The organism is Rhizobium sp. P1_C7 (genome assembly GCF_056406295.1).
This window is the reverse complement of record NZ_JBFUAL010000023.1, coordinates 39,779-57,296: the sequence shown is the minus strand read 5'-3', so window position 1 is coordinate 57,296 and position 17,518 is coordinate 39,779. Positions and strand designations below refer to the sequence as shown.

Here is a 17,518-nt window from a genome sequence, read left to right as displayed (position 1 = left end):
GGCGGGAACCCCTCAAAGCCCTCCTTGGGGAACTGAGCCAAGGGACTCAGTCAGGAGGTCACATAAGGGACAGACTGTAACCTCCTGGCTAAGCCGTCCTGAAGGCTTTGGCGGGACTTCAGGACCACAACCAGAGTAATCGGATTTACAGCCATTGCGCGACGGACGAAGGTCCGATTATACGGCGGACAAAAGTCGGATCGTTTCTCAGCCAAAGGTCGGAGCGAACGACATGGGACTCTTAGTCAGCGGGTCGTAGGTTCGAGCCCTACATCAAATATATTTCTCTGGTATATCAATTTGTTACGATGATTTTTGCTGTCATCAGACAAAACGCGGACACCCCACTAGATCACCATTAGATCACGTGGTAAGTATCTGTTTTTATGCTATATTTTCGTTCAAAGTCAACAGACTTGTGGATAATCGGATTTCGATCCGACTGTCCCTGCTGAAGCTAGTGTGATCTAGCTGCAAAACTGAGGAACTATTGATCGCCAGGTCGGATTCGAACCAACGGCCGACGCAATGTCGGCGTCTTTGACCTACTGAGATCATCTCCGCAATCTCGGACATATTGCCTTGGCCGCCTGCAAGATTCGAGCGTACGTCTCGGAAACTTGTCGTCCGGTCGTCTTGAGCTCTTGGCGACATACGACATCGACGCCATGTCTCGAGACGATCTTGTCGCGGAGGTTGGCAGGCTTCGTGCCCGCATCCGCCGCCATCGTGATGCGATGCGATCGCTGTTCATTGTCCGGATCTATGAGCACTTCTGCCGGAACGTATCGAGCCGGGACATCGCGGCTCCGCACTGGCCGAATTTCGTCAGAAGATGCGTGTACTATCGAGTAAGCCTGGATAGACAGAGGTGTGCTGCTCCGGCCTTGGACGTCGGATATGAATAAGACCGGATGGCCGACTTGCCATCCGGCTTGTTGACGACTGCCGGGGCTCACCGACTGCCCGGCAAGCTCTGCCTTTGGCGGAGGTCATCGATCGACTGACTTTGCGCCATGCCGTCCTCAGTAGGTCGGTCGCCTTCGGAAATGTCGCGCTGATGACCCGTCGGAAGAACGTCGTCAACGATATCGCGCGGCAATTCCTTCGCCATCTCGTATGCGCGAACCCGTGCCGATGTCGGTTCTCGGCTCCGAGTATACCGGCCGAACCCGGTCGCAGGCCCGGCCGACACGTCCGGTTGGAAGACGTCGTCCTGCGATGCGGTCGACTGCTGGTCGCGGGCGGCTGTCCAACCGTCCGTCCGCCAGACGTCGGCACGCTCATCCATATCGATTGCTCCTTCGTCGTCTAGGATCGCGTGCGCACTCTCGTAGGTCGCGTCGTCCACGCCGGCGGAAACCAGGAAACCGCCGCGACGCAGACCTTCGGCATAAACTGTCCGGTCGTCGTCCGGGAATAGCCAGTCTTCGAGCTTCGACCAGAAGCCCGCGCTTTGGGCTGCGGATTGCGAGCCTTCGCCATCGGCTTCGTAGCCGGGCATCAAACGGACGTCCTCGACCCCAACATGCTTCAGCTTGTCGATGGCCTTCTCGGCGTCGCCGCGGCTGTCAAAGAACGCGGTCAGCGTACTCTTGGCGCGGCTGCCGGAAAAGCCGGACGCGCCATCATTATAGAGATTGGTCATGGGATTCTCCTCCAGGTTCTTGTGGTCAGCCAACGAACAGAAGAGAGGATTGTTCCGGGACATGATTATCAACGAGGGGGCGGTTACAATCTAGGTCAATTAATTGGTCAGCCAGCTACCGCAACAGGCCGTCGCGATCAAATTCCTCCCAGCCGGTCAGCTCGGCGTAGTCCTTTCGCACCTTCGGTTTACGCGAAGCTTTTCAACCTTTCTTAAGCGCTGTGGGTGAGATACCGGACGATGTGACCGTAGCGGCCCGCGAGGCGATGAACCACACTCTCGAAATCACAGCGCGGTTGGTGCTATCTCCTACGCCATCCTGGCGGAGCGCAAGCGATGAGCAGAACTCGCAGACAAAGGAGGCGGAAGTCTACAAGTCCAACGGCTTTCCGCAAGCTGCGCTCGGGTGCGTCACGACCCGGAAGGCGATACTGGATGGACGGAACAGTTAGCCAGCCACCACGTTTCCCATTCAGAGCAACAGAGGAGTACCAGCAATGGATTGGAATCGCGTTGAAGGGAACTGGAAGCAGGTTAAAGGCAAGGTCAAGGAGCAGTGGGGAAAACTCACCGACGACGACCTCGATCAGATCGCCGGAAGGCGGGACCAGCTCGAAGGAAAAATCCAAGAGCGCTATGGTCTTGAAAAGGATCGCGCCAGGCAAGACATTGACGATTGGTATGGAGGCCAGACCTGGCATTAAGGGAAATAGCCGGCCAATTTCACTTCAGCCGCCGACGGACCTATTTGCTGGCTGAGTAGTTTTGGATTGGCAACGCACGCCGCAAAAGTCGTTGCGCGGGCGAACCTCTCAGGTCGCCATAAAGCCCGGTGCGCACTCGCACCGGGCGCGATGTTGCAGCGTTCTGACTAGGAGATCAAAGAGTTATACGATCACCCGCGATATCGGGAAATTTGCTCGGCTACCTCCGTTCGACCGATCAAGTTTGCTGGCGCTGCATGTGCGGCGTAAGTTGAAACGATCGTCGGGGGAGGTGCGGATGAAGACGCTGGTATGCTTTGCGCTAATTGTCCTAATGTCACAATCGCTCGTCTCGCCATCCTTTGCCGCGAATGTAAGCGGGAGCACCGCTGCGCCCAACAAAGACAATGCCACGAGGTGCCGGAAGCTTACCGGAAGTTGGAGGCAAGCCGGGGAAACAAGCCATATGCGGGCCGTCTTGAACAAACGCAGCAAAGTCGAGAAGAAGATGAAAAGGCTCGGCTGTCCTATACCGACCGCTTCGATGTCACTGCCCCGTGCCCCGGGAACGGTATTGAACAGCGCGGGGGTAGCCTACCGAGATAGTGTATAGTGTCTGGACGGATGACGGGAAGCTGCGGCACGCGTCGTACAAGGGTTTGCGTGGATCCAGGACAATGCGGCGGGTTTATGTGATGGGAAACGGTCCAGCTAAGAGAGCTGATCGTCTCTAGTCGTCCGATGGAGCGTCTATGGTACCGTTGTGTTGGCTACGATCAACGCCATTTTCAAGCTCTGTTCTTCCATAGAGCAAGGCTGGGCTAGTTCCCCTAGTTCAAGTACTCCGAGGTTCTCGACGGCATCTATTCGCGCGCCTCGGCCTCCGCAAGGATGCCTTCCCACTTGGATCTCGGAACGCCTTCGAACCCCCGTGAGTGTCGCGCAAAGTCTTGCCGCCGCGCGTTGTGCACAGCTTCGCGGATGAGCCCACGTTAGTCGGGACGTGGCGAGCGGCCCACGGGGTATCGCTTTGCCGTCATTCCCCAGAGAAGACACCCCGGCGCGGCGATCAGAACGGTCCATAGCCAGCCGGCCGGCCTTATAACCGCTACGGCATCTGCCGCGAACATGTTGTCGGAGAACCATTGAAGTGCGGCGAGGGCGAAGAAGCTTATCGCTGTCGTGCGAAGAAGAGCTTTTCGTACAGTCATTCGTTGCCACTCCGAATCTGTAGACTATGAGCGGAGATGAGAACACACTGCACGGATTTTGCACGGAGTATCTGCGCAATTCCCGTTCTGTTCCGCGCCTTCTTGTGGTTTCGCGCGTGGATTAGTTCCCTCGGCAGGCGATGAGCGCGTGCTATGCCTCCTGCAGCGGGGGCATCATCTGATGGCAAAGCTCCCAATACTCATCGACTTTCTACCGCTCGTGGCGGATATTGTTGAAAAGTCTGAAATCACGGTTGGCCGAAAAGTCCGCTATTTGACCTTCTATGCGATCATCGCCGAACCGCTACTCAGACGTCGCGTTTGGGGCCGCGAGCACTGCCTTTTTCTTGAGCAATGCGCAACAACACCACATCCCACAATGTCAAATACTGAGCGAGGCTGTCCTTGTCGATCAGCCGTATCCCACGGTCAAACTGTTAGCCGAATACAAGCTCCGGCAAAACCGCTTCCCAGACATCGCGGTGAAGGTGCACCCGGTACTCTTCCTGGTTGTCGGACTTGCGCCAGCACACGATGGCGCCGACCTCGCCGCGCAGGAAGCTGAGATCTTCGGGAGGCGACCAACTCCTGGCCATCCGTCCGAGTGTTTGTCCCAGCTTATCCAGAATCATCCAGGACGGGCCATTGCGCGAAATATAAATCGGATCTCCTACTTTCGCCGCCGAGATTGCGGCAAGTGAGAGATGACCCGTCCTGAGACGCCCCGCCCATGACAGGTCCACGGTCTTGAGGTTCGGCACCTGGTACAGCGCAGTCGGAAGAGCGACGGCATCGGTCACGGTTGGTGCGGCTCGCCGCAGCATATACTCTGCGGCCTCCGGGACGAATGGATGGTTCCCGTCGGCAATAATGGCGAGGCTGCGTCGCGCTCGGGTCATGGCGACATAGAACAGGCGGCGCGGCGCATTGGGGTCCTCGCCTTTGGAGGGCCTGTCCCACCCGCCATTCAGGATGACGACGTCATCGAATTCCATACCTTTCGAGCGATGCGCCGTCAGCAGCAGCAGCGCGCGCTGATCGCTGCGGGCATCATTTGCCCATTCAGCGAACCACTCGACAAGGTCCGGCACGGGCATGGTCTTGCTCGCGAGCTCTTTCGCCAGCACTGCGATGCCCTCTGCGATCAGGTCCGTCCAGCGGTTAGACCGTATCGCGTTGAGCACGTCCACCAGATCGCAGACGGACAGCAGACGGGTAGTATCGCGGCGCAGGTCGTCGATGAATTGCTGCATCTCCCGCAGACGCCAGATGCTGGGCAAGCTCTCGTTTGCCATCTCCACCGGAATGCCAAGCATTTCAGCATAGCCCCGCACCGGAGCCAGCCGCCGCCAGTCACGTGCGATGATCGCCGCACGTGACCAACTCCACTCCGGATCAAGGCGCGACAGCCGGACGAGTTCATCAATTGCGGTCATTGCCTGAGCCACATCGCCGGATGGGCAGTCCAGCACTTGCACCCGCCCGTGGGCAACCGGATCGAGCGCTGCCATCTCTCCGCCAGGCGGCGTCTTGCTGCGCTTGCGATCGATGGCAATGTCGTGACCGGCTTTCATGCGGGCAGCGGCTGGCGCAATGACGGCGTTGGCGGCCGCAATGATATGTCGCGTCGAGCGGTAGTTCTCGATCAGAAACTCCGGTCGTGCACTGTAGTCGGCTTCAAACTGGCGGATGAAGCGGATGGACGCCCCGGCGAAGGCGTAGATGTTCTGGTCGTCATCGCCCACCGCAAACAGGCTGAGCCGAAGCTCCTTATCGTCCATTGAGCGGCCTGCAACGGCGGAGATCAGTGCGTATTCCTCAGGGCCGATGTCCTGATACTCGTCTACCAGAATCCAGCGATAACCCTGGATCAGCGTTTCGCGTTGCGCCTCTGCCTCAGGCTTGCTGAGGCCTTCGCCGTGCAGTTGGCGGACTGCCTCCAAGACGATGCCGTCGAAGTCGTGCTTCGTCTCGTTATCTGCTCCAGCAAAGCTGGCTCCCACCAGTCGCATCGCGAGGGCGTGGCACGTGGAAATGGTCACCGAATTCGCCTCATCGCCAATTAGGTGCCGTAGCCGGATGCCTATCTCGGCGGCAGCATGACGGTTGTAGGTTAGCACGAGGATGCCGCGCGGGTCCTCGCGGCGGACACGGATCAGGTAAGCGATACGGTGCACGAGAACGCGCGTCTTGCCCGAACCCGGTCCTGCCAGGACCAACACGCTCGTCTCTTCACGATGATCCGAGACGATCTTCTGTTGGACTGGATTGTCCAGCGACTCGACGATGGCCTTCCACGAGGCTCCTGTCGTCTGACGCCGGAGCTCGACGCCCTTCCCAGGCATCCAGCGACGCAGGAAGGCGTCACGCTCCAGCACGAAATAGTCCTCGGATAGCCGCACCGCCTGATCCATCGTGGCAAGGCCCCTTTCGGCATACGCGGCCATCACATGGGTCTGGATGGTCTGTTCGGCGTAGTGTTCCTCGAGCGGAACAAAATCCTTCATGGTGAACTGGCCACCTGAGGGGTCTAGATGGATAGTCATCGCCGGCCGGAACACCGTCAGCCCTTTGCCGAGCGTGACCACCTCCTGCTCGTGCAGCCACAGAAGTGCGCGGTCCATCAGCTTCGTCATATCCTGGATGCCGCTGCTGCGAAGCAAGGCGTCTCCGGTCAGGGCGGCGAGCAGATCGCCCATTGTGGTTTCGACCTGGATGTCCTTGCCGCGGCTGCCCTTCGGCAGTCTGCCCAGGAGATGTGCTAACAACAGCGCGGCGCCCTGCTGCCGCAGGCTTGCCGTCTGTTCCAGCGCCTGCCAGGACCTTTGCAGAGTTACCATCAACGTGTTGCGTGAGGCCTTGCGCAGCCGCAGGTTGCTCATGCCGCCGTCTTGGTCGCGCCCGTCTCTGCCCATGCTGCGCAGCAGCTTTTCCACGATGTCGGGGCGAACTGCGCTATGCCCCTCATTGCGGAGCGCCTGGCAGGTCTCGGCCAGATGCAGGGGCACGCCCCCGGCACCATCAGAATCGGGGGCGGCTTCGCGCATCAGGGCGATTAGCGCGCGCTCAAGCTGCGCGGTCTGCGCCAGCCTCTGCTGCGAATGACCATCGGTGACGACATGGACAAAGACCGTGACCGCGACGTTGTTGTTGGCGACGCCGAGCGCCTCGAGATCGGCCATTGCCTTGATCAGCATACCCCCCGTCAAGCTGCTAATCCCGGCAAGCTCATCAGTGGAAATACCCTGGTCTGGGGGTGCGTTCATCAGATGGCGCACGATATCCAGAAGCTGTTTGCGGCGGGTGCCGGTGATCGCTGCCCTAGCCAGGATCGCCTCGGCTTCTTGTACGGTGCGGATCCTCAGCGAGGAGGGGAAGACCTGTACGCGGTTCTCCTCGCGGTTTAGCAACGTGGCCTCTTCTAGCCAAGACACCGCAGTTTTCACCCTGGTGTCATCCGTGGCACTGTCGCGCTCAAATTGCTGATCGCGTTCGGCTCGCATGATCTCGCCAGACGTGGCCACCACGGTGCCGGTCTTTTTCATTCGCTCGTCCAGCCGCCGCAGTGCCTTTAGAATGGCCCCGATTTCATGCCGGGCAAGGCGCGAGCGCGCCGATAGCGAGAACTGCCGCTCGACATCCTCGGCTGCAAATAGCAGGACGCAATTGGCATGCGCGCGGTCTCGGCCCGCTCTCCCGGCTTCCTGCAGGTAGTTCTCCAATGATCCGGGAATGTCGCCATGCACCACCAGCCGGATATCGGGTTTGTCGATTCCCATGCCGAAAGCGTTGGTCGCGGCGATGATCCGCAACTCGCCGATGCGAAATCGTTCCTGGATATCGCGCTTTTCCTCAGGCGTTAGCCCGGCGTGGAACCTTTCCGCCGCCAGACCGTGCTGCTTGAGGAAATCGGCGACTCGTTGCGTCTCGCTGCGGGTGGCGCAGTATACTACGGCACCCGAAGCGCCGTCCTGTGGCAGTTTGGCTTCGATCACGTCGAGGATATCGACCAGCTTGGTGCCCCGCTGCGTGGGCTGGACCTCAAAGCTGAGGTTAGTGCGCACCGCCCCACCGTCCAGCAACATCAGTTCGCGCTCCAGACGTGATTGGAAATGGTCGCGGATGTCGCGCACTACCTCGGGTTTGGCGGTAGCGGTCAGGCAGAGCACCGGGGCAGGCGCTTCACCGCCCGAGGATTCCTTGATGAAACGGCTGACATATCGGTAGTCGGGCCGGAAATCGTGCCCCCATTTCGACACGCAATGCGCCTCGTCCAGCACCCAGAGCCCTATCTCACGCTGTGCCAGCACCGACCGGACCGAGTTGCTGCGCAATTGCTCGGGCGAGATCAGAAGCATCGCCGCCTCTCCCAGGCGCACCCGGTCCAGCGCATCCTGCCGCTCAGGCATCGAGAGCATTCCATTAATGGTGACGGCCGAGGAAATTCCTGCCCGTGCCATACCCTGCACCTGATCGGCCATCAGCGCGACCAGCGGCGAGATCACCACAGTCAGTGCCCCGGTCTTGTCGAACTTCGACAGGGCGGGGATCTGGTAGCAGACCGATTTCCCGGTGCCGGTCGGCAGAATTCCGAGGACGCTCGCCCCACGCATCGCCTCATCGACGATCCGCTCCTGTAGGGGGCGGCCCATATCGTCCACCGGCTGCGCGCGGAAAGCATCAAACCCGAACCAGCGCGACAGCGCGCGGACCGGGTCGTTCTTCTCGCTGCACCAGTCGCAATCCGAGCTTTCGCAATTGTTGTCGCGCAAGTGCCGTACGATCAGTGCCGTCTCGCGGAACTGCGCCCGCACCCAGGGGGGCATAACCGAATCCCCGCCCGCGACGAGGATCCAGGACAAAGCGTAGGCCACAGGCCATCCGAGCTGCGGGCTCGAAAGGCGGCTCAGCGTCTGCTCGACCCGCCTTGCGCAGGCGCGCCCCGACAGTAGCCGGGAAATCGCTTCTCTCGCCGCAAGAGGACTGGGCGCAGGAGCTCCGCGAATCTCCTCAAACACTGCGTCGAACCCGCCTGAGTTTTCCATTGTAGTGGTTAGGAAATGAAAGGCTGCCACGGAATCTGGCTGGTCAGCGTTCTGCTGCGTCAAAGCCGTTAGTTGATTGCGCAGCACCTGAAACACCAGTCGCGCATCCATTTCCGCATCGTTGACATGGCCCGCTTGCAGGCGCCCGTCATGGTAATGCTTGACCAGGTGGTGGTAGGGATTGCGTGGAAATGCGAGCGGATTGAGCCATAGGGTGTCAATCGGCGATCGAAAAATATTCGTTAGCTTTGGCCGCACCGCAACCAGATGAGGCAAGTCATGCCGAATGATGTTGTGGCCAAGTAGATGCTCGGCCCCGGCTGATTCCGCTTCCAAGCGGTCGAGGGCCGCCATGAGATCGCGTTTCTTTGCCAAGATCGGGGGACAAGCATTATCGCGCACCGCCGCAAAAGCGAAGATGGTAGCGGTTGCAGGATCCACTTCCAGGTCGACAGAAACGCAACGCTGCAGGATGGGTTGGAAGGGCTCAGTCATACTGCATTGATGTCATTCACCTCATGAAAACGGTCAGCGATTATGTTCGCGCGCTCGACGGAAGGTCAACGTTCATTTGAGCCACAAGGACTTTGCCCATCTGCCACCTACCTGCTCGGTCTATAAGGGATCACTATACCCGCAGAAGGTTATTGAACTGATCATACGTCGCGCCGGAGTTCGTTGCGCGGCGGCAAAGCAATATCTCCAATGCCGAAACTACGGCCTACAGCAAACGGCACTTCGATGGTGCCGCAAGGGAGCTGAGGTTGGCGCTAATTCTCGTTTCGATCTCCGTGGCGGTTTTGCTGCTTGCGCTTGCCGCGTCTTATCTTCTTCCTTCGAAGGAGGGTGGCGAAATCCCCTCTGAGGCGATCGGAGGGGAATAGTTTGGAGTGTATTCAGTGGCGGGCTAATCAGTGCGGCTTCTAGGGAAATCCCGTCGTCCGGCCTTGATCCTGACCCAACGAGACGTCCTTAGCGCACATAGCCATGTTTTGACGAGAAGCCATACGGCGAGGTCGCAAATGGCGACCGACGAACCGTTGTCGTGCTATCCAGAAACTGGCACCTCTGACGGCTTGCTCGATGGTTGCCTTCGTCGGGCAATCCCGCCACCTCACGCAACCCCTTTGTCGGAGGCGTGGCGCAGTGCAGGACGTGCAGCGGTGAATGAGATCGCCTCGCGGTTACTGCGTTCCGCTGATGTGTACCTAGGCTCGATTGGCGTCTTGCGGCACGTCCGCTTCGTCTTGCGGGCTCAGCGCGGGATATCCGTTTATTTCCCGGCGGCCGGCAAGCGATCTGATGGAGAAAAGCGCATAGACGATCAGCGGCAGACAGACGAGATAGGCCATTCGAATGCCGGCGTGCTCGGCGATGAAGCCAAGCAGTGGTGGGGCCAGAAAGAAGACCACGAACGACATCTGGCCGAGGGCCGCGACATTGACGTGCGCCGGCCTGTCGGTGCGCTGGGCGGCGGCGGACACCGCCAGCGGGTATACGGCGCTGCAACCGGCGCCCATCAGCGCGAAACCGAATAGCGCGACATAGGGGTAGGGGGCTGCCCAGATCGCACACAGACCGGCGGCGGAAAGTATGAGGAGGACCGTCGCGACGGCGCGGGCGCCATAGCGATCCACTTGCGGATCGACGAACAGACGGGCGACTGCCATGAAGAAAGTGAAGAGAGTCAGGCCGAGCCCGCCAACGAAGGGCTCGGAGGAAAAGACATCGCGCATGTAGATCGCAGACCAGTCGATGCCCGCGCCTTCGACGAGGAAGGCCGCTATGCCGATGACGCAGAGCGGCATCAGGCCCCAGGTCGGAAGCGCGATCAGGGGCGTTTTTGTTTCCTCCTGCACCGTTCTCTCCGGTGCGTTTCGCATGCCTGATATCACCCAGGTGCCGATGCTGGCGACAAGGGTAAACGTCAGAGCAAGGTGAACCTCCATGGAGATGCCCGCCTGGCGGATCGCCGAAGCGACGAGTGCCGTCAGGAAGAACCCAAGGCTCCAGAAGCCGTGGGCGCGGTTCATGACCCCTCGACCCAGCTGCGCCTCGATGCGATCGATCTCGACATTGAGATTGATCTCCAATGCGCCTGCGAGAAGGCCCTCGCCGATCAGGATGAGGAACACCAGCGGAGCGCTTGCCATCCACGGAACCGTGGCGAGAAGGGCCGACGTTCCAAGCACGGTGACGAATGCCGTCGTGCGGGCGCCGAGACGAGTAATAATCGGGGAGGCGAACGTCAGCGACGTGAGGGCACCGATCGCAGCACCGATCAGCGTCAGTCCAAGTTCGGATCGGTCGACCCCGAGCGCCACCTGCAGGTCCGGCATGCGCGCCAGCAACGCGCCCATCGACACTGCGAAAAGGAAAAAACAGATGTAAATTCGGTGCTGCGGCGCAAGCTGCATGAAACGGGCTCCGGGGGTGCATGCGCGGGAAGTGCTGATAATGTTCTAGGTTTGCGATCCCGTGCGCACAACCCAGAATCGACACAACCGACGTCGGGACAGTGCCAGCTATCGCGGTGGTTTGTATTCAGTCGTGGAACCGTGCGTGCGGCGACCGACACTGGACGCGTTTCAGGAATACGCTTGCAATCTGGCGGCGATTGCTGATCGATTGCAGTCAGCTACCTGCGGAGAGGAAAACGAGAGCGCCATGAGACTGTCTGCCTGCATCGAGTGGCTGTTTGCAGCCGAAGCTGAGAATTTCGCCGATCGCATCCGGTTGGCGCACCGACATGGTGTGGAAGCTGTCGAGTTCTGGAGATGGACGGACAAGGATGTCGGCAGCATCGAGTGGGCACTCAACGAGACGGGCGTCGAACTGACGAGCTTTGTCGCCGAACCGATGATCGCCCTCACGGATGTTGCCAACAGGAGAGCCTTCATTGAGGGGCTGAAGCGATCGGTCGAGGTGGCGAGACGCCTTGGCACGCATACTCTGATTGCGCAGGCCGGCAACGACCTCGCGGGCAAGTCGCGCGAAGAACAAAAGGCAGCACTGATCGAGACGCTGACGAGGGCCGGCGAGGTGCTGGATGGCAGTGGAGTTCGCGTCGGGATCGAACCATTGAACACCCTGATCGACCACATCGGCTATTTCCTGCATTCGACCACCGAGGGTATCGAGATCGCCAGGGCGACGGGACGTGCCGAGATCGGCATCATCTACGACGTCTACCATTCAGCCGTCATGGGCGAAGATACGGCGGCGGTGATCGGCAGGGATATCGACCGGGTGTTCCATATTCATATCGCTGACCATCCGGGCCGCAACGAGCCGGGAACCGGTGCGATCGACCTGAAGAAGCGCGTAGATTGGCTCGTTTCGAATGGTTATGCAGGGGCGGTCGGACTGGAATATCGGCCACGCGTGGGAAGTGCTGAGACGATCGAGGCAACACGGCGGCTGCTTGGCTGATTTCGCCGATCGCCGGAAACTATCGGTCGCAGGCATTTCATTCCACGCAAAGGCTCCCCATCTAGCTGTGGTAGGAATGCTTTTCCATTCGGTGATAGAGGTCGCCATGACCTTTGTGGAGTGATGCCCATGCAATCGTTATCGAACCCGGCTTTGAGCGTACGTGATCAAAGCGCGGGAACCTGGCCGATACAGAGGAGAAGTATCCTCGACTGGCTGGTGAACGAAACGCGCGGCGAGCGCTTTATCGACAACATTCTGGTGCAGATGTGCGCGAAGCTGCGGGAGGAGGGGGTTCCGGTTGCGCGGGCTACGATGCATTTCCGGACGCACCATCCCCAATGGCTTGGCGCACGCATTCTCTGGAGCACAGGGATGGCGGAGGCCAGAATCGCGACGTTCGGCTACGGTATCGAAAGTACGCCGCAGTTTCTCAAGAGCCCGGTAAATGAGATCTTCAGCGGTGCGACGGAAGTACGCCAGAACCTCGAGACGATGCGGGAGGGCGACGGCCACTACGAGTTTTACGACGAGCTGCGGCACGAGGGCCTGACCGAGTATGTGGCATGGCCGATGGACCATACGCTGGGCAAGCGCCACATCGTGACATTTTCGAGCGATCGGCCGGGTGGCTTCTCTGAAGACCACATCGCGTTTCTTCAGGACCTGTTGCCGGCTCTGACGCTTGTGACCGAGATCCGCCTCAAGAATATTTTAGCGCGCACGCTGCTTCAGACCTATGTCGGCCCGCATGCCAGTGAACAGATACTCGCCGGAGCAACGACACGCGGCAGCGGTGCGACCGTGGGCGCGGCGATTTTGATCTGCGATCTCAGGGACTTCACGACCATATCGGACCACTGGCCGCGTGATAACGTGATCGAGCTCCTGAATGACTATTTCGACGCCATGTCGGAGCCGATCGAGAAGCATGGCGGCGAAATCCTGAAGTTCATGGGCGACGGGATGCTGGCGATCTTCCCGCTGAGCGATCCAAAGGCCTGCAGCAACCTGCTGGCGGCAATTCAGGAGGCCGGGGTTGCGATGGAGGCGCTAAATGCACAGAACGAGCGGGATGGTCGCGAGGTGCTTCGGTACGGCATTGGCGTGCACGTCGGTGATGTCATGTATGGCAATATCGGCTCACGCAGACGGCTCGACTTTACGGTGATCGGACCGGCCGTCAACGTCGCATCGCGTCTGGAGAGCCTGACCAAGGAGATCAAACGCCCGGTGCTTTTCTCGAAGGCATTTGTGGACATGGCGGAATGCAAAGCGGGAATGGACAGCCTTGGATCGTTTCCGTTGCGAGGGCTCGGCGAGCCGGTGGACGTTTTCGCGTTTCCCTTGGGCCAAGTCTGATGCGCTGTCGAGGTCGATCATACGCGACGCATCGCCGAGCATTGGGCTGACGTTTGACCACCGGTGAACTCCGGCGGTTGCCCCTCGTGCCGACAGGTCATCAATCTGCCGCAGCGAAATGTGCCATCTGGTCCGCGCGCGCTTGTTCTCCCAGGTGAAGCAGGATTGCGCCGCTTTCAAAAATCGAGATGTCACCGTCCGTCACATCGCTGAAAGGCTGGTGCGCGAAATGCTCGGCCCTCGGTCACGGACCGAGGTGCTTTCGACGCGATGGGCCAAACCCGCCTCTTCGAGAGCCCCCCGCACGCCTAGGTCACGCACGTATCCTCGTGGCGTCTCCGAATCCAATCGTAGGTCGTCAGGATCAAGTCTCCCGTTCGGCAAATCCCTTTGCGTCGTTTGCCTCAGAGGACGTCCCATGGGTTTCCTTCAGACAACTCTAAATATGGAGCCCCGATAGTCCTTCACCCCAGTTCGAAACGGAACGGCTTGCCGTGGAGAGCGTGGATAAGGAACGCTTAAAGAAATCCATCATGTCGGTAGCCCTTCTTACTCCGGCATGTCGCCAAGGCGACGTGACGCAGACAAGTCGAAATTAGAGTCGGGGCCTACTGTGACAGTGGACCGCAAAAGCCCAGCGTTAAAACCTGACTATAATCTCCTGCGTGTGACCGGACTCTCTTACGCGAACCGGATCGCCATTCTCGCGCGCGCCTTTGCGGCTACGTCCTCACGGTCGCGAGGGGGTTGAGAAGTCTCCAGCGAATCAAGCAGCTCGCGGGCGCATGTTGCGACCGACCTGACCGCACGCTCGAACGCGGCCTCATTGCGTTTTGATGGTTTTGTCGTCCCGCTCAGTTTGCGCACGAACTGAAGCGCCGCATCATGAACCTCCTCGTCTGTCGCCGGGGGATCAAAATTGAACAGGGGTTTAATATTTCGGCACATGACTTGCTCCCGGTCATCGTTCCCTGCCAAAGCGGAGGGTGGCGTAAGATAAAAAGTAGTCGTGCGGGGGCTGATTGCAACCGGGCCAGTCCGGCAGAATGACGCGGCCAAAGTTGCGTCCAGGGTTTTCACTGCCCTTCGATGGCAAGGCGCGCTAGCGGGTACGAAACGCTCTTTTTATAGGAACGCGCCGTTCTGTGGAAAGCTCTCCGGCGTCGATAGCAATCGCCTTGCAGACATGAAGTGCTCGCGCTCGTTCCAAATTTTGTCTGACACCATCCATGCGCCGCAGCCAATCCACGGACGGACGATTATTCCCTTATCGTACATCGACACGATGCTTTCCGACGTTTCCGCGAAGCGTTGTTTGCCCTGCCGCATGAGCCATAACAACGTTGCTACTTCATTTGCTGTCAACACAAGGCAAACGGTGGCTGCGTTCAAATGCAAGCAAACGTTGGAAAGCTCGTCGTCCGGCGCCTTCCCAAGCGTGATAAGCATCAAAGTAGCCACGAGTGTCGCGAGCGCAAGAACTGTTGCCGCTTCGTGCGATAAGTTGGAGTGAAAAAGAACAAGCCCGACTGTGCCGCAAAGAATTACGACAAGCAGCGAAACTCGAATATTACCGTTAATGTAATGCATGATGCTTACACCCCACATGACGACATGGTCGCTCACGAGAAACATAAGTCGAGAAACTTAATACATGGTATTAGTCATACCTAAATTAATAGATGCTTGTAGGATTCCGAGGTGGGGTAAGCCGTACGCACCAACAGCTGCACTCGCCGTCGAGCGCTTCGCCCGAGGCTATGCCTTCGAACCCCTTTTTGCCATTCGTGCCTCCGGCTGAAATACGATCGACCAAAGATAGGTCCGGGTCCAGCGAGGCGCCGACGCTTATGTCGAATGGAAGAAATCGGACGAATGAAAAGGCCCTGAGGGCAAGACGCTCGCAGGCATATCCGCCATGTGAAAGCGTTCCTTGAAGCGAGGTCGCAAAAGGATCACGCGCCACGGTTGCCGACGCCGAGATCGCCGTGGACCTGTTCGCTGCTCAGAAGGCAACGCGACACGAGAACCCTGAATGACCTGAACGCCGAGCCCGCAACGCGGCGCCGCTGCAAAGAAACGTTTTCATCGCAGATCAAGAAACCCGTCGGATCGCGAAAGAGCGGACCTCGCTTATTCCCTCAGATGTAAATTGGCGCCGCCGCCGCGCGCGTTGCTCTCACCCTCCCACGGTGAGCCTTATTCGGCCCGGAGCATTGGCGAGCGACGGCGGCTATCCCGACAAGCGCAGATGATCGCTCGCCGGGTGACTTCATGACCGATAGACGCCTTCGACCTCGAATTCATCCTTAGCGGTGCGTAGCCTCCGGTTTGTTTGCAGCGGCAGCGTTCGCGACGGCGGCCTGCCTCGACGTGACAAATAGCTTTCATTCCCACTTCGCCGCTTGTTCTTCCCAGCCAATTAGTTGCGGTTAGACGCCAGTTGGACCCGAGCAAACGCAGACCCTGACGCCAGCAATCGCGGAACAAGCTCGCCGGTTGGCACCGTCGCCAGTCACCGGCGCCATGTGGGCGACTATCACGTACCTTGCTACTTGCCAGTAGGTGACCGGCAAGCCGTGCGCCGACTACCCTGACGATATCGGTACGGATGTTGGCTATTCGACCTTGGTCGTGTGAAGCGGCAAAAGCGCTGTGCCGGCCGCTGGCTTCACTCGGTCACGATTGCGTCTGAGCTGGTCGCCGAAGCGGAAGCTGATTGGAACCGCAATCGTGCGGTTGGAGTGGATGCTCGCGTGGGTGAGAAAATACGCCAATAGGTCAACAATGCTGGCTTGATTGGCGGTTTCTTTAGTAGCAATATAACAGAAGGTCACTCGCGCTTTTTAGGCTCAAAGCCAAACGTCCAGTGAAAACGCGACCGAGGCGAAAGTCAAAACACGGGTGACCCCAACGATAGGCTCCGGGAAGTGAAATCCCTTGGAGCCTTTCGTTTGCGTCATGGCGCGAAAGTTTCTTAAGCCTTGTCCCCATGCGCTCCAGCGGGAGACCGATTGCGCGTCGACCACGTCCCAACTTCCGTCCGGGTTATCTCGAATGCTGAACTTTGGCGCTTGAGTCATGTTGGCCTGAACGTGCGGCCGGAAGGATTAGCTACGTTAAACGCCGAATCGGCGAAAAGTGTTTCGTTGCCCCATAAACGGGGGGTGGGGTGGGCTTAGGTCACTGTCGGAAACCACAGTGGAAACAATGAAGGCGAACGCTGTGTGTCGCCAAGGGATATCTCTAGTGACGGGCGGTTGTCCGGTATCCGCGACGCTTCCTATCACAGGCTAGGCGTGACCCTGGTCGGACGGGTTGTCCGGTATTCATGGCCGCAAATCACACAACGCGCGCCGTTGGCCGACTGTGGCCGAATGAAGGCGCATGGTCTCCTAGACAACTCTTGTCGATCTTCGGAGCTATTTAGCTTTGCATAGATCGTTCGCGCCTGGTTGTGTGCTTTCGAGAGTGAAAGAGGGATGCACGGGGTAGTTGTGCTCGGGCGGGGAGTCACTAAAGTCGGGCTGGGGTCGGTGTCGTGCGCCCCCTCCATATCGCGCAAACTTCCGCGAATAGAAAAGGGGTCCAAACTCCAAAAGGGCAGGAATCACTGGCCTTTCATCGTCTGTAACCGCAAGTTATCGCCAATTTAATTCAGGGGGAGGCATGATCAAATGCATGCCTCCTGCAATCCTTCGGAGCCGACACGTGCGACCGAAGCCAATCCAGACCCTCGAATGCCTCTTGCGAGACGTGGCGACCGAGTGCCGCGCCGATCCCGACCGGGGAAGGGCAAAAGCGCTCTTGGAAACGCTGCCTTTGGCGCTCTGACGGCGCTGAAAGGTCACTACGTCGGGACGTTCCCCAAAAGCGAAAGGCTCCGGACTGTGTGTTCCGAAGCCTTTCTGAGAAACACAGAGAGCAGTGGTCGGCCGACCTTCTTTGGTGTTGCACTTGGTCATTAAGCCCCAGAGCTTTGACCCTTTGGCGCTTTGCCGCTGGTGAAGGAAACCGGCTTGCGGCCGACCTGAAACGATATTGCCCTCTACATTGGCGCCGATCAAGCCAGCACCGTTGACCTATTCGCAAAGTTTGGCGACACTAAACGTTTTT

Annotated in this window: 9 protein-coding genes and 1 pseudogene; 3 read left to right on the top strand and 7 right to left on the bottom strand. The window is 59.0% G+C overall.

Features of this window, described 5'->3' with window-relative positions; translation table 11 throughout:
- Window positions 1-955 precede the first annotated feature (955 nt).
- Window positions 956-1,648: a hypothetical protein gene (locus tag AC1D2R_RS26800; RefSeq protein WP_477972121.1), complete on the bottom strand. Its 693-nt coding sequence runs from the start codon at window positions 1,646-1,648 to the stop codon at window positions 956-958.
- Between the two features lie 497 nt (window positions 1,649-2,145).
- Between AC1D2R_RS26800 and AC1D2R_RS26795 the strand changes: the two genes are divergently transcribed.
- On the top strand, window positions 2,146-2,352 hold the full coding sequence (locus tag AC1D2R_RS26795; RefSeq protein ID WP_477972119.1) for a CsbD family protein: 207 nt from the start codon (window positions 2,146-2,148) through the stop codon (window positions 2,350-2,352).
- Window positions 2,353-3,344: 992 nt separating this feature from the next.
- Here AC1D2R_RS26795 and AC1D2R_RS26790 read toward each other — a convergent pair.
- The 3 genes from AC1D2R_RS26790 to AC1D2R_RS26780 all read right to left on the bottom strand — a co-directional run bounded on the left by AC1D2R_RS26790 (window position 3,345) and on the right by AC1D2R_RS26780 (window position 11,025).
- A complete protein-coding gene (locus AC1D2R_RS26790) occupies window positions 3,345-3,563 on the bottom strand; it encodes a hypothetical protein (protein WP_477972117.1) in 219 nt (72 codons plus the stop codon).
- A 437-nt stretch (window positions 3,564-4,000) separates the two neighbouring features.
- The gene (locus AC1D2R_RS26785; protein ID WP_477972115.1) at window positions 4,001-9,103 is read right to left on the bottom strand and encodes a RecQ family ATP-dependent DNA helicase; all 5,103 of its coding nucleotides are present in this window, start codon (window positions 9,101-9,103) and stop codon (window positions 4,001-4,003) included.
- Between the two features lie 713 nt (window positions 9,104-9,816).
- Window positions 9,817-11,025: an MFS transporter gene (locus AC1D2R_RS26780; protein ID WP_477972113.1), complete on the bottom strand. Its 1,209-nt coding sequence runs from the start codon at window positions 11,023-11,025 to the stop codon at window positions 9,817-9,819.
- Window positions 11,026-11,275: 250 nt separating this feature from the next.
- Here AC1D2R_RS26780 and AC1D2R_RS26775 point away from each other — a divergent pair, with 250 nt between their 5' ends.
- Together AC1D2R_RS26775 and AC1D2R_RS26770 are read left to right on the top strand one after the other, a co-directional pair.
- Entirely contained in the window at window positions 11,276-12,040 is a 765-nt protein-coding gene (locus tag AC1D2R_RS26775; RefSeq protein ID WP_477972111.1) for a TIM barrel protein, read from the top strand.
- Between the two features lie 129 nt (window positions 12,041-12,169).
- Window positions 12,170-13,402, top strand: a complete 1,233-nt coding sequence (locus AC1D2R_RS26770) for an adenylate/guanylate cyclase domain-containing protein (RefSeq protein ID WP_477972109.1) — start codon at window positions 12,170-12,172, stop codon at window positions 13,400-13,402.
- 133 nt (window positions 13,403-13,535) lie between these two features.
- Here AC1D2R_RS26770 and AC1D2R_RS26765 read toward each other — a convergent pair.
- The 3 genes and pseudogenes from AC1D2R_RS26765 to AC1D2R_RS26755 all read right to left on the bottom strand — a co-directional run.
- Window positions 13,536-13,788: pseudogene (locus AC1D2R_RS26765) on the bottom strand (thioredoxin domain-containing protein); the annotation flags it as partial.
- A gap of 295 nt (window positions 13,789-14,083) precedes the next feature.
- Window positions 14,084-14,350 carry a DUF2277 domain-containing protein gene (locus AC1D2R_RS26760; RefSeq protein ID WP_477972167.1) on the bottom strand — a complete coding sequence of 89 codons (267 nt, stop codon included), beginning with the start codon at window positions 14,348-14,350 and terminating at the stop codon, window positions 14,084-14,086.
- Between the two features lie 177 nt (window positions 14,351-14,527).
- A complete protein-coding gene (locus AC1D2R_RS26755; protein WP_477972107.1) occupies window positions 14,528-14,992 on the bottom strand; it encodes a hypothetical protein in 465 nt (154 codons plus the stop codon).
- Between the last annotated feature and the right edge of the window lie 2,526 nt (window positions 14,993-17,518).

Bases quoted from the DNA above. Each gene is read 5' to 3' on its own strand.
- AC1D2R_RS26800 (WP_477972121.1), bottom strand. From the start codon at position 1,648: ATGACCAATCTCTATAATGATGGCGCGTCCGGCTTTTCCGGCAGCCGC.
- AC1D2R_RS26795 (WP_477972119.1), top strand. From the start codon at position 2,146: ATGGATTGGAATCGCGTTGAAGGGAACTGGAAGCAGGTTAAAGGCAAG.
- AC1D2R_RS26790 (WP_477972117.1), bottom strand. From the start codon at position 3,563: ATGACTGTACGAAAAGCTCTTCTTCGCACGACAGCGATAAGCTTCTTC.
- AC1D2R_RS26785 (WP_477972115.1), bottom strand. From the start codon at position 9,103: ATGACTGAGCCCTTCCAACCCATCCTGCAGCGTTGCGTTTCTGTCGAC.
- AC1D2R_RS26780 (WP_477972113.1), bottom strand. From the start codon at position 11,025: ATGCAGCTTGCGCCGCAGCACCGAATTTACATCTGTTTTTTCCTTTTC.
- AC1D2R_RS26775 (WP_477972111.1), top strand. From the start codon at position 11,276: ATGAGACTGTCTGCCTGCATCGAGTGGCTGTTTGCAGCCGAAGCTGAG.
- AC1D2R_RS26770 (WP_477972109.1), top strand. From the start codon at position 12,170: ATGCAATCGTTATCGAACCCGGCTTTGAGCGTACGTGATCAAAGCGCG.
- AC1D2R_RS26760 (WP_477972167.1), bottom strand. From the start codon at position 14,350: ATGTGCCGAAATATTAAACCCCTGTTCAATTTTGATCCCCCGGCGACA.
- AC1D2R_RS26755 (WP_477972107.1), bottom strand. From the start codon at position 14,992: ATGCATTACATTAACGGTAATATTCGAGTTTCGCTGCTTGTCGTAATT.